12 protein-coding genes are annotated in these 19,568 nt (G+C 71.5%); 9 read left to right on the plus strand and 3 right to left on the minus strand.

What is annotated here, in order from left to right:
- Window positions 1-29: 29 nt before the first annotated feature.
- Both ABZ564_RS10815 and ABZ564_RS10820 read right to left on the minus strand, forming a co-directional pair.
- Window positions 30-947 carry a phosphatase PAP2 family protein gene (locus ABZ564_RS10815; RefSeq protein WP_360853029.1) on the minus strand — a complete coding sequence of 306 codons (918 nt, stop codon included), beginning with the start codon at window positions 945-947 and terminating at the stop codon, window positions 30-32.
- A gap of 225 nt (window positions 948-1,172) precedes the next feature.
- Window positions 1,173-2,243 carry a LacI family DNA-binding transcriptional regulator gene (locus tag ABZ564_RS10820; RefSeq protein ID WP_360852957.1) on the minus strand — a complete coding sequence of 357 codons (1,071 nt, stop codon included), beginning with the start codon at window positions 2,241-2,243 and terminating at the stop codon, window positions 1,173-1,175.
- 367 nt (window positions 2,244-2,610) lie between these two features.
- Here ABZ564_RS10820 and ABZ564_RS10825 point away from each other — a divergent pair, with 367 nt between their 5' ends.
- The 5 genes from ABZ564_RS10825 (at window position 2,611) to ABZ564_RS10845 (ending at window position 8,666) form a co-directional block, all read left to right on the plus strand.
- Complete coding sequence (locus tag ABZ564_RS10825) at window positions 2,611-3,885, plus strand: extracellular solute-binding protein (protein ID WP_360852960.1); 1,275 nt, start codon at window positions 2,611-2,613, stop codon at window positions 3,883-3,885.
- A 21-nt stretch (window positions 3,886-3,906) separates the two neighbouring features.
- Window positions 3,907-4,923 carry a sugar ABC transporter permease gene (locus ABZ564_RS10830; protein ID WP_360852963.1) on the plus strand — a complete coding sequence of 339 codons (1,017 nt, stop codon included), beginning with the start codon at window positions 3,907-3,909 and terminating at the stop codon, window positions 4,921-4,923.
- A 98-nt stretch (window positions 4,924-5,021) separates the two neighbouring features.
- Entirely contained in the window at window positions 5,022-5,828 is an 807-nt protein-coding gene (locus ABZ564_RS10835; protein ID WP_360853032.1) for a carbohydrate ABC transporter permease, read from the plus strand.
- 106 nt (window positions 5,829-5,934) lie between these two features.
- Window positions 5,935-7,611, plus strand: coding sequence for an alpha-amylase family glycosyl hydrolase (locus ABZ564_RS10840; RefSeq protein ID WP_360852967.1), 1,677 nt, complete (start codon window positions 5,935-5,937; stop codon window positions 7,609-7,611).
- The gene (locus ABZ564_RS10845; RefSeq protein WP_360852970.1) at window positions 7,596-8,666 is read left to right on the plus strand and encodes a LacI family DNA-binding transcriptional regulator; all 1,071 of its coding nucleotides are present in this window, start codon (window positions 7,596-7,598) and stop codon (window positions 8,664-8,666) included. Before ABZ564_RS10840 ends, ABZ564_RS10845 begins: the two co-directional genes overlap by 16 nt.
- A gap of 42 nt (window positions 8,667-8,708) precedes the next feature.
- On the opposite strand, the gene ABZ564_RS10850 is transcribed toward ABZ564_RS10845, so the two are convergent.
- On the minus strand, window positions 8,709-9,197 hold the full coding sequence (locus ABZ564_RS10850) for a hypothetical protein (protein ID WP_360852975.1): 489 nt from the start codon (window positions 9,195-9,197) through the stop codon (window positions 8,709-8,711).
- A gap of 517 nt (window positions 9,198-9,714) precedes the next feature.
- Between ABZ564_RS10850 and ABZ564_RS10855 the strand changes: the two genes are divergently transcribed.
- The 4 genes from ABZ564_RS10855 to ABZ564_RS10870 all read left to right on the plus strand — a co-directional run bounded on the left by ABZ564_RS10855 (window position 9,715) and on the right by ABZ564_RS10870 (window position 19,524).
- The gene (locus tag ABZ564_RS10855; protein ID WP_360852978.1) at window positions 9,715-11,436 is read left to right on the plus strand and encodes a carbohydrate-binding module family 20 domain-containing protein; all 1,722 of its coding nucleotides are present in this window, start codon (window positions 9,715-9,717) and stop codon (window positions 11,434-11,436) included.
- Between the two features lie 87 nt (window positions 11,437-11,523).
- Entirely contained in the window at window positions 11,524-16,848 is a 5,325-nt protein-coding gene (pulA, locus tag ABZ564_RS10860) for a pullulanase-type alpha-1,6-glucosidase (protein ID WP_360852981.1), read from the plus strand.
- A gap of 181 nt (window positions 16,849-17,029) precedes the next feature.
- Entirely contained in the window at window positions 17,030-19,066 is a 2,037-nt protein-coding gene (locus ABZ564_RS10865) for an NB-ARC domain-containing protein (protein WP_360852984.1), read from the plus strand.
- A 107-nt stretch (window positions 19,067-19,173) separates the two neighbouring features.
- The gene (locus tag ABZ564_RS10870; protein ID WP_360853035.1) at window positions 19,174-19,524 is read left to right on the plus strand and encodes a 5-carboxymethyl-2-hydroxymuconate Delta-isomerase; all 351 of its coding nucleotides are present in this window, start codon (window positions 19,174-19,176) and stop codon (window positions 19,522-19,524) included.
- Window positions 19,525-19,568 lie beyond the last annotated feature (44 nt).

The following is a 19,568-nucleotide window of genomic DNA, read 5'->3' on the forward strand; positions in this document are numbered from 1 at the left end:
TTTCGGGGCGCTGCCCCGGACCCCGCTCCTCAATCGCCGGAGGGGCTCGAAAGTGCCGTCTCGCGTCGCTGGGGCCCGAGCGCGCTGAGGCGCGGTCGCCGTCCCGCCTTCGGCGGGATGCGTTTCGGGAGGTGGTGCGGCAGCGCTCCGTACCACGCGTAGGACACCGCGTAGCCGAAGGCCAGGCAGGCCATGCCGCCCACCGCGTCCAGCCAGAAGTGGTTAGCCGTCGCCACGATGACGACCAGGGTGACCATGGGGTACAGCAGTCCCAGGATGCGGGCCCAGGGGGCCGAGGCCAGGGCGAAGACGGTGAGGCCGCACCACAGGGACCAGCCGATGTGCATCGAGGGCATCGCCGCGTACTGGTTGGACATGTTCTTGAAGTTGCCCGAGGCCATCGAACCCCAGGTCTGGTGGACCAGGACCGTGTCGATGAAGTGGCCGCCGTTCATCAGGCGGGGCGGCGCCAACGGGTACAGGTAGTAGCCGAGGAGAGCGACACCCGTGGTCGCGAACAGGGCCAGGCGGGCTGCCGCGTACCGGCCCGGATGCCGACGGAACAACCATACGAGCACACTTATCGTGACGATGAAGTGCAGGGTCGCGTAGTAGTAGTTCATCGAGACGATGAGCCATGTCACCGAGTTCACCGCCTGGTTGACCGACCCCTCGACCGCGATGCCGAGGAAGCGCTCGACCGACCACAGCCAGTCCGCGTTGGCCAGCGCGGCGGCCTTCTGCTCGGGAACCGCGTTGCGCACCAGCGAGTACAGCCAGTAACTCACCGCCACGAGCAGGATTTCGAACCAGAGACGGGGCCGCCGGGGCGACCGGGGGGAGCGCAGCCGGGAGATGACGTGATGGAGTGGCCTGTCGAGCGCCCTGCCGAGCCCGGGTGCGTGACCGGTCTGCTTGGTGTTCGCCTCGGGGGCCGCCTCGTTCACGATGGGTGAGGGGGTGGCCTCCGTGCGGCCTTCCTGTCGTTTCACGCTCAATTCACCCATAGGGACAGAGTCTGCCAGATTCGCCCTCTCTGCCCGATGATCCTCCGGCGGGGCGCGAGTTGCACGTCCGGCGGGGCGCCTGAAGGCGGGCGGAAGGGCTCCCTGGGCAGGCGGAAACGGGCGGGCGGAAGCCTCCGCGGCGCCCGCCCGCGTGCGACAGGACGCCTACGCGCCGGCGTGCGATCCTGGAAGAGCGGGCGGGGTCGTGGTGGCCGTGTCCGGCCCGGGGCCCGCGGCCGTGGAGCCGCGTACGACCAGCTCCGGCATGAAGACGAACTCGCTGTGCGGGGCGGGGGTGCCGCCGATCTCCTCCAGGAGCGTGCGCACCGCGGCCTGGCCCATCGCCGTGACCGGCTGGCGGATCGTGGTCAGCGGCGGGTCGGTGAACGCTATGAGCGGCGAGTCGTCGTAACCCACGACCGACAGGTCGCGCGGGACCTCGCGGGAGAGCCGGCGGGCGGCCCTGATCGCGCCGAGCGCCATCATGTCGCTCGCGCACACCACCGCCGTGCAGCCCCGCTCCATCAGCGCGGACGCGGCGGCCTGACCGCCCTCCAGCGCGTACAGGGAGTGCTGGATCAGCTCCTCGACCTCGTCCGCCGTGAGGTTCAACTGCTCCCGCATCGTGGCGTGGAAGCCCTCGATCTTCCGGAGCACGGGCACGAAACGCTTCGGGCCGACCGCGAGTCCGATCCGGGTGTGGCCCAGCGACACCAGGTGCGTCACCGCCAGCCGCATCGCGGCCCGGTCGTCCGGGGAGATGAAAGGTGCCTGCACCTTGGGCGAGAAGCCGTTGACCAGGACGAAGGGGACGCCCTGGGCGCGCAGTTGCTCGTAGCGGCCCATGTCGGCGGAGGTGTCGGCGTGCAGCCCGGAGACGAAGATGATCCCGGAGACGCCCCGGTCGACCAGCATCTCGGTCAGCTCGTCCTCGGTGGAGCCGCCCGGGGTCTGGGTCGCCAGGACGGGGGTGTAGCCCTGCCGGGTCAGCGCCTGCCCGATGACCTGGGCGAGCGCCGGGAAGATCGGGTTCTCCAGCTCGGGCGTGATCAGGCCGACGAGCCCCGCGCTGCGCCTGCGCAGACGTACGGGCCGTTCGTAGCCGAGGACGTCGAGCGCGGCGAGGACGGATTCGCGGGTGGCAGCGGCTACCCCGGGCTTGCCGTTCAGTACGCGGCTGACCGTCGCTTCGCTGACCCCCGCCTGAGTTGCGATATCGGCAAGCCGTGCGGTCATGGCAATGGACTGTACCGGGAGCGGGTCGGATTGCCCACCATGCGCAGGAATCGGGAGGGACCGCCCCGAGGTGCCCGGAGCGGCGGCCCGTGGCCTCCGATGGCAACGTCTTGCAAGGTCTTGCGGGCCCGCTTCGTCTGCTGCGGTCAGATCGTCGCACTGCTGAATCGGGGCTGGTGGGCCCTCTGTGGCAGGGGTCGGGGAGTTTCGTCAAGTGGCTTGACGGCAACCTTGCGGACACGCCAATGTAACGATCACCGGAGCTTGCAGAAATATTCCGCAAGGTCTTTCGGTCGTCTTTCATCCTTGTTACGTTCACGTCGACCCGGCGCCGCGACGGAGCGGTACGGCAGTTGAAGGAGTTCAGATGCGACGTGGCATAACGGCCACCGCCCTGGTCGCGGCCCTGGCGCTCGCGGCGACCGCCTGCGGCAGCGACGACAAGTCCGACAGCACCTCCAAGAGCTCCGGCGAGCTCTCCGGCACCGTGACGTGGTGGGACACCTCCACCGCGGGCAGTGAGGACAAGGTCTTCAAGAAGATCGCCGAGGGGTTCGAGAAGCTGCACCCGAAGGTCGACGTCACGTACGTCAACGTGCCCTTCGGTGACGCGCAGAACAAGTTCAAGAACGCGGCGCAGGCGGGCTCCGGCGCCCCCGACGTGATCCGCTCCGAGGTCGCCTGGACGCCGGAGTTCGCGGACCTCGGTTACCTCGCCCCGCTCGACGGCACCCCCGCCCTGCAGAAGCAGGACGACTTCCTGAAGCAGGCCGCCGCGTCCACCCAGTACAACGGCAAGACGTACGCGGTGCCGCAGGTGATCGACTCCATGGGCGTCTTCTACAACAAGAAGATCTTCAAGGAGGCCGGCGTCGAGGTTCCCACCACCATCGACGAGCTGAAGTCCGTCTCCAAGAAGATCAAGTCGAAGACCGGCAAGACCGGCTTCTACCTGCGCGGCGACGACGCCTACTGGTTCCTGTCCTTCCTGTACGGCGAGGGCGGCGACATGGTCAGCGCCACCGACAAGGCCGTCACCATCGACGACGCGGCCGGCGTCAAGGCCATGAAGGTCGTCAAGGACCTGGTCGACTCGGGCACCGCCAAGACGGACGCCACCGACGGCTGGGAGAACATGCAGGCGTCGTTCAAGAACGGCGACGTCGCGATGATGATCAACGGCCCGTGGGCCGTGGCCGACACGTACACCGGCAAGGAGTTCAAGGACAAGGCCAACCTGGGCGTCGCCCCGGTCCCGGCCGGCTCCGCCGCCCAGGGCGCCCCGCAGGGCGGCCACAACCTGGCCGTCTACGCCGGTTCCAAGAACCTGGACGCCTCCTACGCCTTCGTCGACTACATGACCTCCGCCGACACGCAGGCCCAGGTCACCAAGGAACTGAACCTCCTGCCGACCCGCACCTCCGCCTACGCCAAGGAGGCCGTCGTCGACAACGAGATCGTCGGCTTCTTCAAGCCGGTCGTCGAGAGCGCCGTCGAGCGCCCCTGGATCCCGGAGACCGGCAGCCTCTTCGCGCCGCTCGTCACCGAGTACACCAAGGTCCTCACCGGACAGACGACCCCGGAGAAGGCGGTCAAGGCGACCGGCGACTCCTACCGCAAGCTCCTCAAGGGCTGGAAGTAACTCAGGAAGGCAGGCCGGCTGATGGCTGTCCACACCAGCCAGTCGGTGGCGAAGGCCGCGGGCGACGACGTCGCCCGCGGCCGGAGCCGCGGTACTGGTAACCCCCCGCCGCCGGGACGGATACGGCGGGCCCTGTCGACGCACTGGTACGCCTGGACGATGGTGGCCCCGGTCGTCGTCGTGATCGGCGTGATCATCGGTTACCCGCTGGTCCGCGGCATCTACCTGTCGCTGACCGACGCCAACGAGCGCAACGTCGCACGGTCCATCGGTGTCAACCACCTGCCCGCCACGTACGAGTTCGTCGGCCTGGACAACTACGCCGACGCCCTCACCGGCGACCAGTTCCTCGGCACGCTCGGGTGGACGCTGGTGTGGACGATCTCCTGCGTGGCCATCACCTTCGGCCTCGGCATGGCGCTGGCGAACATCCTCAACCGGAGGATCGCCGGCCGCTCCGCCTACCGGATGGCGCTCATCCTGCCCTGGGCCATCCCCGGCTTCGTCTCCGTCTTCGCCTGGCGCTTCCTCTACAACCAGGACCGCGGGCTGCTCAACAAGATCCTCGCCGGCGGCGGCATCGACGGGATCGACTGGCTGGGCGACCCCACCATCGCCAAGGTCTCCGTCATCGTCGTCAACGTGTGGCTCGGCGTGCCGTTCATGATGGTCGCCCTGCTCGGCGGCCTCCAGTCCATCCCCAGCGAGCAGTACGAGGCCGCGGAGATGGACGGCGCCACCGCCTGGCAGCGCTTCCGCCATGTCACGCTGCCCGGACTGCGGCCGGTCTCCACGACCGTGATCCTGCTCTCCACCATCTGGACCTTCAACATGTTCCCGGTGATCTTCCTGCTCACCCGCGGCGGACCCGGCGAGGCCACCCAGATCCTGGTCACCCAGGCGTACAAGTTCTCCTTCGAGATCAGCCCGCGCGACTTCGCGCAGTCCTCCACCTGGGGCGTGCTGATCCTCGTACTCCTGCTGATCTTCGCCGCGGTCTACCGGCGAGTCCTGCGCACCCAGGGAGACGACTGGTGACCACCGCACCCGCCCCCACCGCACCCGCACCCGCCCCCGCCGCGCGGCGCTCCGCGACGCGCCCGGCCAGGGTCCGCCCGCGCGGCGAGCGTTCGCCGCTGGCCTCCACCGCACTGCACCTGACGCTGATCGTCGCGTCCGTGATCGCCGTCTTCCCCGTGCTGTGGGTCCTGCTCACCTCGCTGAAGCCCGCCGAGCTCGCCACCACCACGGACTTCTTCAAGGAAACGACGTTCGAGAACTACACGAACCTCATCCAGGACACGAAGTTCCTGACCTGGTTCGGCAACTCGCTGCTCGTCGCGGGCCTCACCACGCTCATCGGCGTCATCGTCTCCGCCTCCACCGGCTACGCCGTCAGCCGCTTCCGCTTCCCCGGCAAGCGCGGGCTGATGTGGACGCTGCTGATCACCCAGATGTTCCCGGTCGCCGTCCTCATCGTGCCGATCTACAACATCATGGCGGGCATGGGGCTGCTCAACAAGCCCGCCGGTCTCGTCATCACGTACCTGACCATCTCGGTGCCGTTCTGCGCCTGGATGATGAAGGGCTTCTTCGACACCATCCCGCGCGAGATCGACGAGTCGGGGCAGGTCGACGGCCTCACCCCGTTCGGCACGTTCTGGCGGCTCATCCTGCCGCTGGCCAAGCCGGGCCTCGCGGTCACCGCGTTCTACTCCTTCATCACCGCCTGGGGCGAGGTGGCGTACGCCTCCGCCTTCATGGTCGGGGAGGACAACCTCACCCTCGCGGGCGGACTCCAGCTGTTCGTCAACCAGTACGGCGCCCAGTGGGGTCCGATGACCGCCGCGTCCGTACTGATCGCGATACCCGCGGCCCTGGTGTTCCTGTTCGCGCAGAAGCACCTCGTCACCGGCATGTCCGCCGGAGCCGTCAAGGGCTGAGCGGCAGCACGCCCGTACGCCCCGACCCGCACGCACCAGTCACGGTGGCGCCGGCATCCCGACCCGGTCCCGGCGCCACCCCCCACCCAGACACCCCAGGGACGACATGACCCAGCACCTCGCTGCCCCCTCCACCGGCACGTCCGACGACGCCGTGGGCCACCGCACCGGCTGGTGGCAGGACGCGGTGATCTACCAGGTCTATCCGCGCAGCTTCGCCGACGGCGACGGCGACGGCATGGGCGACCTCGCAGGCGTACGCGCCAGACTCCCGTACCTCAGGGAGCTCGGCGTCGACGCGGTCTGGCTCAGCCCGTTCTACGCGTCCCCGCAGGCCGACGCCGGCTACGACGTCGCCGACTACCGGGCCATCGACCCGATGTTCGGCAGCCTGCTGGACGCCGACGCGCTGATCCGCGACGCCCACGGCCTCGGTCTGCGGATCATCGTCGACCTGGTGCCCAACCACTCCTCCGACCAGCACGAGTGGTTCAAGCGCGCGCTCGCCGAGGGGCCCGGCTCCGCCCTGCGCGACCGCTACCACTTCCGCCCCGGCAAGGGCGCCGACGGCGAACTCCCGCCCAACGACTGGGAGTCCATCTTCGGCGGCCCCGCCTGGACCCGTACGGTGAACCCGGACGGCACCCCCGGCGAGTGGTACCTCCACCTCTTCGCACCCGAGCAGCCCGACTTCAACTGGGAGCACCCGGCCGTCGCCGACGAGTTCCGCTCGATCCTGCGCTTCTGGCTCGACATGGGCGTCGACGGCTTCCGCGTCGACGTCGCGCACGGCCTCGTCAAGGCCGAGGGGCTGCCCGACCTCGGCACCCACGACCAGCTGAAGCTCCTCGGAAACGACGTCATGCCGTTCTTCGACCAGGACGGGGTGCACGAGATCTACCGCAGCTGGCGCACCATCCTGGACGAGTACCCCGGGGAGAGGATCGCGGTCGCGGAGGCCTGGACCCCGACCGTCGAGCGCACCGCCAACTACGTGCGCCCCGACGAGATGCACCAGGCGTTCAACTTCCAGTACCTGGCCACCGCCTGGGACGCCGCCGCGCTCCGCGAGGTCATCGACAGCTCGCTCGACGCGATGCGGCCCGTCGGCGCCCCCACCACCTGGGTGCTCTCCAACCACGACGTCACCCGGCACGCCACCCGGTTCGCCAACCCGCCCGGCCTCGGCACCCAGATCCGCACCCCCGGCGACCGCGAGCTCGGCCTGCGCCGGGCCCGCGCGGCCAGCCTGCTGATGCTCGCGCTGCCCGGCTCCGCCTACGTCTACCAGGGCGAGGAGCTCGGCCTGCCCGATGTCACCGACCTGCCCGACGAGGCCCGCCAGGACCCGTCGTTCTTCCGGGCCGACGGCCAGGACGGCTTCCGCGACGGCTGCCGCGTCCCCATCCCGTGGACCCGCGAGGGCGCTTCGTACGGCTTCGGCGCGGGCGGCAGCTGGCTCCCGCAGCCCACCGGCTGGGGCGAGCTGAGCGTCGAGGCGCAGACCGGCGCGGCCGGCTCCACCCTGGAGCTGTACCGGGCCGCCATCGCCGCGCGCCGGGCGCACCCCGGGCTCGGCGCGGGTGCCGACGTGCGGTGGCTGGACGTCCCGGCGGGGCTGCTGGCCTTCGCCCGCCCCGGCTTCGTCTGCACCGTCAACACCACGGGCGCCCCGGTCCGCATCCCCGTACCGGGCACGGTCCTGCTGTCCAGCGCCCCGGTCGAGACCGACGGCGACACGGTCGAGCTGCCCGCGGACACCACGGTGTGGTGGACGGTGTGACGACCGTCCCCCTGCCGCGGGGCCCCGGCGCGGGCGGTGCGCTGAGGCTGTCGGACATCGCCGGCCAGGCGTCCGTCAGCGAGGCGACCGTCAGCCGGGTCCTCAACGGCAAGCCGGGCGTCGCGGACACCACGCGGCAGCGGGTGCTCGCGGCGCTCGACATCCTGGGCTACGAACGGCCCGTGCGGCTGCGGCAGCGCAGCGCCGGCCTGATCGGGCTGGTGACCCCCGAGCTCACCAACCCGATCTTCCCGGCGTTCGCCCAGTCCGTGGAGCAGGTCCTCGCCGGACACGGCTACACGCCGGTGCTCTGCACCCAGCTGCCCGGCGGGGCCACCGAGGACGAACTCGTCGAGCAGCTCGTCGAGCGCGGCGTCGGCGGCATCGTGTTCCTGTCCGGGCTGCACGCCGACACCTCGGCCGACCCGGCGCGCTACGCCGCGCTGACCGAGCGCGGCGTGCCGTTCGTCCTGATCAACGGCTACAACGAGCGCATCAGCGCCCCGTTCGTCTCGCCCGATGACCACGCCGCCGTGCGGATGGCCGTGAGCCACCTCGCCGAACTCGGCCACCGCCGGGTCGGTCTCGCCATCGGACCGCAGCGCTATGTGCCCTCCCGGCGCAAGCGGGACGGGTTCGTGGACGCCGCGGGCTCGCTCCTGGGCCTGGACCGCGCGGACGCCGAACTCCTCGTGTGCTCGACGCTGTTCAGCGTGGAGGGCGGCCAGGTCGCGGCCGGCGCGCTGCTCGACCGGGGGTGCACCGGCATCGTCTGCGGCAGCGACCTGATGGCCCTGGGCGTGGTGCGGGCCGCCCGGGACCGCGGGCTCGACGTGCCGCGCGAGGTGTCCGTGGTGGGCTTCGACGACTCGCAGCTCATCGCCTTCACCGACCCGCCGCTGACCACGGTCCGCCAGCCGGTGCAGGCGATGGCGGCGGCCGCGGTGGGCGCGCTCCTGGAGGAGATCGGCGGCAGCCCCGTGCAGCGCACGGAGTACGTGTTCCAGCCGGAGCTGGTGGTACGGGGCTCGACGGCGGCGCTGCGGAGCGCGTGAGGCGGTGCGTGCGGGGCCGGGTCCGGAGGGGGGACCCGGCCCTCATGCGTTCCCGGCGGGCCGTGGCCGGGCCGGCACGGCGGCGGCGCGCTGCCGGCGCGGCATCAGGACGAGCCCGACCGCGACCGCGAGGCCCACGAGGGCGAGGACGGCGCCTTTCAGGACGGGCCCGTGCCAGCCGTAGTCGGCGGTGTACGCCGCCTCGGAGTCCTCGGCGAGCCGCACGTCGTCGATCCGGGCGGGCGCGGGGTCACCGCGGCGCACGTCGACGGCGTCCCTCAGCTCGACGTTCCGCGCGGTGACGGAGCCGTCGGTGCTGGTGAAGGTGCCGATCCAGGTACAGGACTCCTTGCCGCACGTGCGGTCCGTGGGCACCAGGGAGCCGACGGGTCCGTCGCGCAGAGCGCCCCGGCCCTCGATGCCCTCGACAGCCAGCCCGAGCCCGCCGCCGAGCGAGACGAGCAGCACGAAGACGACGGCGATGCGGACGAAGACGCGTCCGCGCTTGGTCAGGGGCCGGCCGGTGCGCATGGGAGCCGATCCTAGGCGGGGTCCGGCGGGCGGGGCACGGCGGGCCGGGGCGCGGACACGCGTACAGGAGAGGCACCGGAAGTCGGCCCGGGCGGGCCGGCGGGGAGTGTGACTCCCGGTGCCCCTCTTGTTCTCCGACCGGCCCGGCCGGCCGGGCGCGTGGGGCCCGGCGTGCCGGGACCCCCGGCCGACCGGACCGGAGTCGGGAGAAACGTAACAGGGCTGCAATGTCTTGCGTAAGAGCTTGCAGGAAGAAATCTGCGGTATTTCGTTGATGTGAGCGGGGGATATCCAAAGGGTTGACCGGGACCTGCCGGGCTCGTACGGTCTCGCTGCGGCAAGGTTTGCATTCTTGCAGCAAGAACCTTCAGGAGCCTTGAGGGCAGGGCGCGTTGCCGTACGAGGCTGAGGTTGCCGGGTTGTCCCGGATCGGGTGCCGGACCGTGGCCGCCCGGTCCGAGGCGACCCGCCGGCCTCTGAACCGTCACCCGCATTTCCCCCACCGCAGGAGGAAGACATGGCCAGCAGACTGCTGTCTGCCGCGCTCGCCCTCGTCGCGGGAGCCGCCGCCCTCGTGGTCCCCGCCACGACGGCCTCGGCATCCGCCCCCGGCTCCAAGGACGTCACCGCCGTCCTGTTCGAGTGGAAGTTCGACTCCGTCGCCAAGGCGTGTACGGACACCCTCGGCCCGGCCGGTTACGGCTTCGTCCAGGTCTCGCCGCCGCAGGAGCACATCCAGGGCGGCCAGTGGTGGACCTCGTACCAGCCGGTCAGCTACAAGATCGCCGGGCGGCTCGGCGACCGTACCTCCTTCGCCCGCATGGTCAGCGCCTGTCACGGCGCGGGCGTCAAGGTCATCGCCGACTCGGTCATCAACCACATGTCGGCCGGTTCCGGCACGGGCACCGGCGGGTCCTCGTACGGCAAGTACGACTACCCGGGTCTCTACTCGGTGAACGACATGAACGACTGCCAGTCGACGATCAGCAACTACGGCGACCGCGGCAACGTCCAGAACTGCGAACTCGTGGGCCTCGCCGACCTCGACACCGGCGAGGACTACGTCCGCGGCAAGATCGCCGGCTACCTCAACGACCTGCTGTCGCTGGGCGTCGACGGCTTCCGCATCGACGCGGCCAAGCACATGCCCGCCGGTGACCTCGCCAACATCAAGTCCCGGCTGAGCAACTCCGGTGTCTACTGGAAGCACGAGGCGATCTACGGCGGTGGCGAGGCCGTCTCGCCCGACGAGTACGCCGGCTCCGGCGACGTCCAGGAGTTCCGCTACGCCCGCAGCCTCAAGCAGGTCTTCAACAACGAGAACCTCGCCAACCTGAGGAACTTCGGCGAGGGCTGGGGCTTCATGTCCTCCTCGAAGGCCGCGGTCTTCGTCGACAACCACGACACCGAGCGCAACGGTGAGACGCTGAACTACAAGAACGGCGCGAACTACACGCTGGCCAGCGTGTTCATGCTGGCTTGGCCCTACGGCTCGCCCGACGTCCACTCCGGCTACGAGTGGTCCGACAAGGACGCGGGTCCGCCGAACGGCGGTCAGGTGAACGCCTGCTACAGCGACGGCTGGAAGTGCCAGCACGCCTGGCGCGAGATCTCCTCCATGGTCGGCTTCCGCAACACCGCGCGCGGCGAGTCCGTCACCGACTGGTGGGACGACGGCGGCGACCGGATCGCCTTCGGCCGCGGCTCCAAGGCGTACGTCGCGATCAACCACGAGGGCTCCTCGCTGACCCGGACGTTCCAGACCTCGCTGCCCGCCGGCGACTACTGCGACATCCAGTCCGGCAGGGGCGTCACGGTCGACGGCTCCGGCCGGTTCACCGCGACCCTCGGCGCCGACACCGCCCTGGCCCTGCACACCGGCGCCCGCACCTGCGGCGGCGGCTCCACCGACCCGACGGACCCGACCGACCCCGGCACGGGCCCCTCCGGCGCCTCCTTCGGCGTCAACGCCACCACCCAGCCCGGCCAGAACATCTACGTCACCGGCAACCAGCCCGCCCTCGGCAACTGGAACCCGGCCTCCGCGCCGAAGCTGGACCCGGCCACGTACCCGGTCTGGAAGCTCGACGTGAACATGCCCGCGGGCACCACGTTCGAGTACAAGTACGTCCGCAAGGACGCGAGCGGCAACGTCACCTGGGAGAGCGGTGCCAACCGCACGGCCACGGTGCCGTCCTCCGGCAAGGTCACCCTGACCGCCGACGTCTGGCGCGGCTGACCTTCCCGCCCCCACCCGCCGGACGGGCCGTCCCCCAGCGGCCCGTCCGGCCCCGCACACCCCCGTACCCCCGCGAGGAGAGTCCGAGTGAAACGTCCGTACCCGCGCGTGCCCGCGCCCAGAACGGCGACCGCCGTCGTCGCGGCCGCCCTGTGCGCGGCCCTGGTGCCCGCGCTGCCCGCCGCCGCGGCACGGCCGCCCGCCGCGCCCTCGGACACCGAGCTGGCCGCCGAGGCCACCCGGCACGACCTGACCCGCGAGCAGTTCTACTTCGTCATGCCCGACCGGTTCGCCAACGGCGACACCGGCAACGACCGCGGCGGGCTGACCGGTTCGCGCCTGGAGACCGGCTACGACCCCACCGACAAGGGGTTCTACCAGGGCGGCGACCTCAAGGGGCTGACCAGCCGCCTCGACTACATCAAGGGGCTCGGCACCACCGCCCTCTGGCTGGCGCCGATCTTCGAGAACCGCCCCGTCCAGGGCACCGGCAAGGACGCCTCGGCCGGCTACCACGGCTACTGGATCACCGACTTCACCCAGGTCGACCCGCACTTCGGCACCAACGCCGACCTCACGAAGCTGATCGACAAGGCCCACCGCAAGGGCATGAAGGTCTTCTTCGACGTCATCACCAACCACACCGCCGACACCGTCGACTACGCCGAGAAGACCTACGGCTACAAGCCCAAGGGCGCCTACCCCTACCTGGACCGCGACGGCCGCCCCTTCGACGACAGCGCGGGCATGGCGGAGGTGGACGCCGACTCCTTCCCGTACAAGCCGGTGAGCGGCGGCGGCAAGACGCCGTCCTGGCTCAACGACCCGACGATGTACCACAACCGCGGCGACTCCACCTACGCCGGCGAGTCCACCACGTACGGCGACTTCTCCGGGCTCGACGACCTGTGGACCGAGCGGCCCGAGGTCGTCTCCGGCATGGAGAGGATCTACGAGAAGTGGGTCCGCGACTTCGACATCGACGGGTTCCGGATCGACACCGTCAAACACGTCGACATGGACTTCTGGACCCAGTGGGCGACCGCGCTCGACGCGTACGCGGCGAAGCACGGGCGCGAGGACTTCTTCATGTTCGGCGAGGTCTACTCCTCGGACACCGCCGTCACCGCGCCCTACGTCACCCGGGGCCGGCTGGACGCCACGCTCGACTTCCCGTTCCAGGAGGCGGCCCGGAGTTACGCCTCGCAGGGCGCCCCGGCCTCGAAGCTCGCCGCCGTCTTCGCCGACGACTACCGCTACACCACCGACAAGGCCAACGCCTACGAGCAGGTGACCTTCCTCGGCAACCACGACATGGGCCGCATCGGGACCTTCCTGAAGCAGGACAACCCGAAGGCCGGTGACGCGGAGCTGGTCAAGCGCGCCGGACTCGCCAACGAGCTGATGTTCCTCGGCCGCGGCAACCCCGTCGTCTACTACGGCGACGAGCAGGGCTTCACGGGCGCGGGCGGCGACAAGGACGCCCGCCAGACGATGTTCGCCTCGAAGACCGCCGACTACCTCGACGACGACGAGCTGGGCACCGACCGCACGCACGCCTCCGACGCGTACGACGAGAAGCACCCGCTCTACCGCACCATCGCCGCCCTCTCGAAGCTGACCCGCGACAACCCGGCGCTGCGCGACGGCGTGCAGACCGAGCGGTACGCCGAGGGCTCCGTCTACGCCTTCTCCCGTACGGACGCGGCGCGCGGCACCGAGTACGTCGTCGCCGTCAACAACGGCACCGCCGCGAAGACCGTCGAGCTGCCCACCGGGTCCGCCCGCATGGACTTCCGCACCCTGTACGGCGGTTCCGGCACGGTCCGCAGCGGCGCCGACAAGAGGATCACCGTCACCGTCCCGGCCCTGTCGAGCACCGTGCTCCGCGCCGCGGAGCCCCTCGCCGCCCCCGCCACCAGGCCCTCCGTCACCCTGAAGGCCCCGGCCGCCGGTGCCACCGGCACCGTCGAGCTGACCGCCGACGTGGGCGGCGGCTCCCTCAACCGGGTCGTCTTCGCCGCCCGGACCGGCAACGGCGAGTGGACCACCCTCGGCACCGCCGACCACGCCCCGTACAAGGTCACCCAGACGCTGAGCGACAGGACGGCCGCCGGAACGCCCCTGTACTACAAGGCCGTCGTCGTCGACCGCGCCGGCCGCACCGCGAGCGCCACCGCCTCGTCCACCGCCGGACAGGCGCCCGCCCCCGCCGAGCCCGTCGCCGTCGCGCGCGAGTACGCCGTCATCCACTACAAGCGCGCCGACGGCGACTACGACGGCTGGCAGGCGAAGTCCGGCGGGACCACCGCCGCCTTCGCCGGCCGCGACGCCTACGGCGCGTTCGCCTGGATCAAGGTGCCCGAGGGCGCCGCCACCGTCCCGTACACCGTCGAGAGGACCGGCACCGCCGACGGGCCCGAACGCGCCGTCGACCTCGCCAGGACCGGTGAGGTGTGGATCGCGCAGGGCGAGGACGGCCAGGCCGACACCGCGCCCGACGGCGCCTACCCCGCCCAGGACCCCACCAAGGCCGTCCTGCACTACCACCGCGCCGACGGCGACTACGACGGCTGGGGGCTGCACACCTGGACCGGCGCCGAGGACCCCACCGACTGGGCCGAGCCGCTCCAGCCGGTGAAGAAGGACGCCTCCGGCCTCACCTTCGAGGTCCCGCTCACCGACGGGGCCACCTCGCTCAGCTACATCCTGCACCGGGGCGACGAGAAGGACCTGCCCGGCGACCAGTCCCTCGACCTCGCCACGTACGGCCACGAGGTCTGGCTGCTCGGCGGCCGGTCCGGCTACCTGCTCCCGCAGGCCGGCGGCATCCCGGCGCCCGACCTCACCAAGGCCGAGGCGCAGTGGATCGACGCCGGCACCGTCGTCTGGAAGGTCAAGGCCACCGAGGCCACCAGCCAGCAGCTCGTCTACGCGGAGAAGGGCGGCATCTCCGTCGTCGAGGGCGCCCTGAGCGACGAGGGCCAGTGGCTGCGCCTCACCCCGTCCGCGCTCACCGACGCGCAGAAGGCGAAGTACCCGCACCTCAAGGACTACCCCGCCTTCACCGTCGACGCCCGGGACCGCGACCGCGTCCGCGAGGCCCTGCGCGGCCAGCTCATCGCCACCCAGCGCGCCGCCGACGGCGCCCTGCTCGCCGCCACCGGGGTGCAGAGCGCCGGCGTGCTCGACGACCTCTACGGCGCGAAGGCGAGCGGCGCCGCCCTCGGCCCGGTCTTCCGCCACGGCACCCCCACCCTCTCGGTGTGGGCGCCCACCGCCCGTACCGTCGCCCTCGAACTCGACGGCAGGACCGTTCCCATGCGGCGCGACGACCGCACCGGCGTCTGGTCCGTCACCGGGAGGAAGAGCTGGAACGGCAAGCCGTACCGGTACGTCGTGAACGTCTGGGCGCCCACCGTCCAGAAGCTCGTCACCAACAAGGTCACCGACCCCTACTCCACCGCCCTGACCGCCGACTCCGCCCGCAGCCTCGTCGTCGACCTGGAGAACCCGGAGCTCGCCCCCGAGGGCTGGGACACGCTCCGCAAGCCCGCCGCCGTGCCGCTGCGCGACGCACAGATCCAGGAGCTCCACATCCGCGACTTCTCCATCGCGGACCCCACCTCCGAGCACCCCGGCGAGTACCTGGCGTTCACCGACACCCGCTCCGACGGGATGAAGCACCTGGGGCGGCTCGCCGCCTCCGGCACCAGTTACGTCCACCTGCTGCCCGCCTTCGACATCGGCACCGTCCCCGAGAAGAAGAAGGACCAGCACAAGCCGGCCTGCGACCTGTCCGTTTACGCCCCCGACTCCGCGGAACAACAGGCCTGCGTGGCGAAGACCGCCGCGAAGGACGCCTTCAACTGGGGCTACGACCCGCTGCACTACACCGTCCCCGAGGGCGGCTACGCCTCCGACCCCGACGGCACGAAGCGCACCGTCGAGTTCCGGCAGATGGTGCAGGGCCTCAACGGCGCCGGGCTGCGGACCGTCATGGACGTCGTCTACAACCACACCGTCGCCTCCGGCCAGGACGACAAGTCCGTCCTCGACCGGATCGTGCCCGGCTACTACCAGCGGCTCCTGGAGGACGGCACCGTCGCCACCTCCACCTGCTGCGCCAACACCGCCCCCGAGAACACCATGATGGGCAAGCTCGTCGTGGACTCGGTGGTCACCTGGGCCAAGGAGTACAAGGTCGACGGCTTCCGCTTCGACCTGATGGGCCACCACCCCAAGGCCAACATCCTGGCCGTCCGCAAGGCCCTCGACGCGCTGACCGTCGCCAGGGACGGCGTGGACGGCGAGAAGATCATCCTGTACGGGGAGGGCTGGAACTTCGGCGAGATCGCCGACGACGCCCGCTTCGTCCAGGCCACCCAGAAGAACATGGCCGGCACCGGCATCGCCACCTTCTCCGACCGGGCCCGCGACGCCGTACGCGGCGGCTCCCCGTTCGACGAGGACCCCGGCGTCCAGGGCTTCGCCACCGGCCTCTACACCGACCCCAACACCTCCACCGCCAACGGTACGAAGGCCGAGCAGAAGGCCCGCCTGCTGCACTACCAGGACCTGATCAAGGTCGGCCTCACCGGCAACCTCGCCGACTACACCTTCACCGACACCTCCGGGAACACCGTCAAGGGCTCCGGCGTCGACTACAACGGGGCCCCCGCCGGTTACGCCGACGCCCCCGGCGACGCCCTCGCCTACGCCGACGCCCACGACAACGAGACCCTGTACGACACGCTCGCCTTCAAGCTCCCGGCGGGCACCCCGGCCGCCGACCGGGCCCGCATGCAGGTCCTGGCCATGGCCACGGCCACCCTCTCGCAGGGCCCCGCGCTCTCCCAGGCCGGCACCGACCTGCTGCGCTCCAAGTCGCTGGACCGCAACTCCTTCGACAGCGGCGACTGGTTCAACGCCCTGCACTGGGACTGCCGGGCCGGCAACGGCTTCGGGCGCGGACTGCCGCCGGCCGCGGACAACGAGGACAAGTGGCCCTACGCCGAACCCCTGCTGACCAACGCGACGATCACCCCCGGCTGCGCACAGATCAACGGCGCCTCGGCCGCGTACCGGGACCTGCTCACCATCCGCACCACGGAGAAGGACTTCGGTCCGGCCTCCGCCGCGCAGGTGCAGTCCCGCCTCTCCTTCCCGCTCTCCGGCAAGGACGAGACCCCCGGCGTGATCACCATGCGGCTCGGCGGCCTCGTCGTCGTGTTCAACGCCACCCCCGGCACCACCACCCAGAAGGCCGTCGCGCCGGCCGGCCAGGACTACGTCCTGCACCCCGTCCAGGCGAAGGGCGCGGATCCTATCGTCAAGCGGTCCTCGTACGAGCGGAGTTCGGGCAGCTTCACCGTTCCGGGCCGCACGGTGGCGGTGTTCACCCTGCGCTGACCCTCACAGGACTACCGTAGAGGCGGCCGCCCGGGGGCGTCGCTCCACCGCACCCCCGGGCACGCCTCCCACTCCACCCGGCCGGTCCCGGCCCCCTCCGCACGCACCGGCGTCCTCCTCGCCGGGCCGTGCGGGCGCGGGGACCGGGACCGGCCGCTCCACCTGTGCAGCGACGGTGACGATGGCCAGCAACATCCCCGAGGAGACGACCAGCTTTGTCGGACGGACGGCCGAGCTCGCCGGGCTCGAACACGCCCTCGCCACCGGCCGGCTGACCACCCTCACCGGCACCGGAGGCGTCGGCAAGACCCGGCTCGCCCTGCGCGCCGCCCGCCGCGCCGAACCCGGCTACCGCGACGGCGTGTGGTGGGCCGATCTCGCCCCGCTGTACGACGACGAGCTCCTCCTCGCCACCGTCTCCGACGCGGTCGGGCTCAGCGACCACACCCTGCGCCCGCCCATGGACGTGCTGTGCGAATGGCTCGCCGACAAACAGCTCCTCCTCGTCCTCGACTCCTGCGAGCACCTGCGCCCCGCCTGCGCCCACCTCCTCGGCGAGATCCTCACCACCTCGCCCGGCCTCACCGTCCTCGCCACCAGCCGCCAGCCCCTGGACCTGCGGGGCGAACAGCTCGTCGAGGTCGACCCGCTGCCCGTCGACGGCGCCGCCGACGCGCTCACCCTCTTCCGGGAACGGGCCGCGGCCGCCACCCCCGCCACCCCGTTCCGGGAACCCGGCACCGCCGAGGCCGCCGCCGAGATCTGCCGCCGGCTCCAGGGCATCCCGCTCGCCATCGAGCTCGCGGCCGCAGCGGTCGGGCGGCAGAGCGTCCAGGACATCGCCCAGCGCCTCGGCTCCCGGCTCGACGTGTTCGCCGACGCCACGCTCCGCCCGGTCCGCCACCGCACCCTGCGCACCGCCATCGGCTGGTCCCACGAACTGTGCACCCCGCTCGAACGGCTCCTGTGGGCCCGGCTGACCGTGCTGCGCGGCGAGTTCGACGAGGAGACCGCCGTCACCGTCTGCGCCGGCGGCCCCCTCGCCGGCGACGGCGTCCGCACCGCCCTGCGCGGCCTGGTCGCCAAGTCCGTCGTCACCCGCGACGGCACCCGCCACCGCATGCTGGACACCCTGCGCGAGTACGGCCGGATGTGGCTCGCGGAACTCGGCGAGGAACGGGCCGCCGCCGACCGCCACGCCGCCTGCTTCCTCGGCCTCGCCCGCAACGCCCACGCCGGCTGGACCGGCGACGACCAGATCCTCTGGTACCACCGCATCGCCGAGGCGCACGCCGACCTGTGCGCCGCGCTCGACCACCTCCTCGCCCACGACCCGACCGCCGCCCAGGAGATGGCCGGCCGCATCGGCTTCTTCTGGTGCTGCTGCGGCCATCTGCCCCAGACCCGGGGGTACGCCCAGCGCGCCCTGGACATCGGGCCGGACCGCGGCCCCCACCGCACCCGGGTCCTGTGGGTGCTCGGCATCTGCGTGCTCCTCCAGGGCGACTACCCGGCCGCCGAACGGATCGGCGCGGAGTGCGTTCGGGCGGCCGCCGCCGACGGCACCGACGAGGGCATCCTCGCCGCCGCCTATCTGCGCGGCCTCACCCACCTGATGACCGGCGAACCCGAGAAGGGGCTGCGCGAATCGCAGCGGGTACTGCGCACCACCGCCTCCGGCACCCGGCTCGAAGCGGCCTACCGGCTGCGCTGCCACCTCATCACCGTCTTCGCCCTCACCGGCCTCGGCCGGCTGGAGGAGGCCGCGTCGGCCGCCGTCGTGCTGCGCGCGGCCTGCGACGCCCAGGACGAGTGCTGGACCCGCTCCTACGTCGACTACCAACTCGCCCTGATCGCCCTGCTCCAGGGCCGTGCCGCCCCCGCCGCCGCGCACGCCCGGGCCATGCTCGCCGGCAAGCACCGGCTCCGCGACCGCTTCGGGATCGCACTCGGCCTGGACATCCTGGCCGCCGCCATCGCCGCCCAGGGCGAAGGGGCCAGGGCCGCCCGCGTCTACGGCACCGGACAGGTCTACTGGCGCATGGTCGGCCACCCCCAGCGCGGCACCCCCGAACTGGGCCCGGTCCGCGAGGCCTGCGAACGGCGCGCCCGGGAGGCCGTCGGCGACGCGGCGTACCGGCGCGCCTTCGAACAGGGCCGGGCGGACAGCGCGGAGGCGGGCCTCGCGCTGGCGCTGCACGGGGAGTTGCTGAAGTGACAGCGCCCCGGACCCGGCCCACATAGTGAATCGCTGTTGTGCGTCCTCGCCGGTACGGGGAAGGGTGGGCGGTGTCCGCCCACCGCCCGACCACCCTGGAGCCCGCCATGCCGCAGATCACCGTCGACTACTCCGCCGAGCTCGACGAGGCCTTCGACCGGCCCGCCTTCGCCCTCGCGCTGCACCCGCTGGTCGCCGAGACCGTCAACACCAAGATCGCCGCCTGCAAGACCCGCTTCCGGCGGGCCGAGGAGACGGTGGTGGCGGACGCGCCGGACGGGGACGCGCTCGTGCACGTGGACATCTCGCTGCTGCCCGGCCGCACCCCGGAGACCAAGGCCCGGCTCACCGAATCCGTCCTGGAGCTGCTGACCGGCCACCTCCGTACGGTCAGCGGGCCCGCCCTGCACCTCTCGGTCGAGGCACGCGACCTCGACGCCTCCTACCGCAAGGCCTGAGACGGCACTGCTGCAACCCCCGGGGCGGTCCACGGCACTTACCG

It is taken from the genome of Streptomyces sp. NPDC019224, from assembly GCF_040632605.1.
Taxonomy (GTDB): domain Bacteria; phylum Actinomycetota; class Actinomycetes; order Streptomycetales; family Streptomycetaceae; genus Streptomyces.

Coding starts and splice junctions, on each gene's coding strand:
- ABZ564_RS10820 (WP_360852957.1), bottom strand. CDS start 2,243: ATGACCGCACGGCTTGCCGATATCGCAACTCAGGCGGGGGTCAGCGAA.
- ABZ564_RS10825 (WP_360852960.1), top strand. CDS start 2,611: ATGCGACGTGGCATAACGGCCACCGCCCTGGTCGCGGCCCTGGCGCTC.
- ABZ564_RS10830 (WP_360852963.1), top strand. CDS start 3,907: ATGGCTGTCCACACCAGCCAGTCGGTGGCGAAGGCCGCGGGCGACGAC.
- ABZ564_RS10840 (WP_360852967.1), top strand. CDS start 5,935: ATGACCCAGCACCTCGCTGCCCCCTCCACCGGCACGTCCGACGACGCC.
- ABZ564_RS10850 (WP_360852975.1), bottom strand. CDS start 9,197: ATGCGCACCGGCCGGCCCCTGACCAAGCGCGGACGCGTCTTCGTCCGC.
- ABZ564_RS10855 (WP_360852978.1), top strand. CDS start 9,715: ATGGCCAGCAGACTGCTGTCTGCCGCGCTCGCCCTCGTCGCGGGAGCC.
- ABZ564_RS10865 (WP_360852984.1), top strand. CDS start 17,030: ATGGCCAGCAACATCCCCGAGGAGACGACCAGCTTTGTCGGACGGACG.
- ABZ564_RS10870 (WP_360853035.1), top strand. CDS start 19,174: ATGCCGCAGATCACCGTCGACTACTCCGCCGAGCTCGACGAGGCCTTC.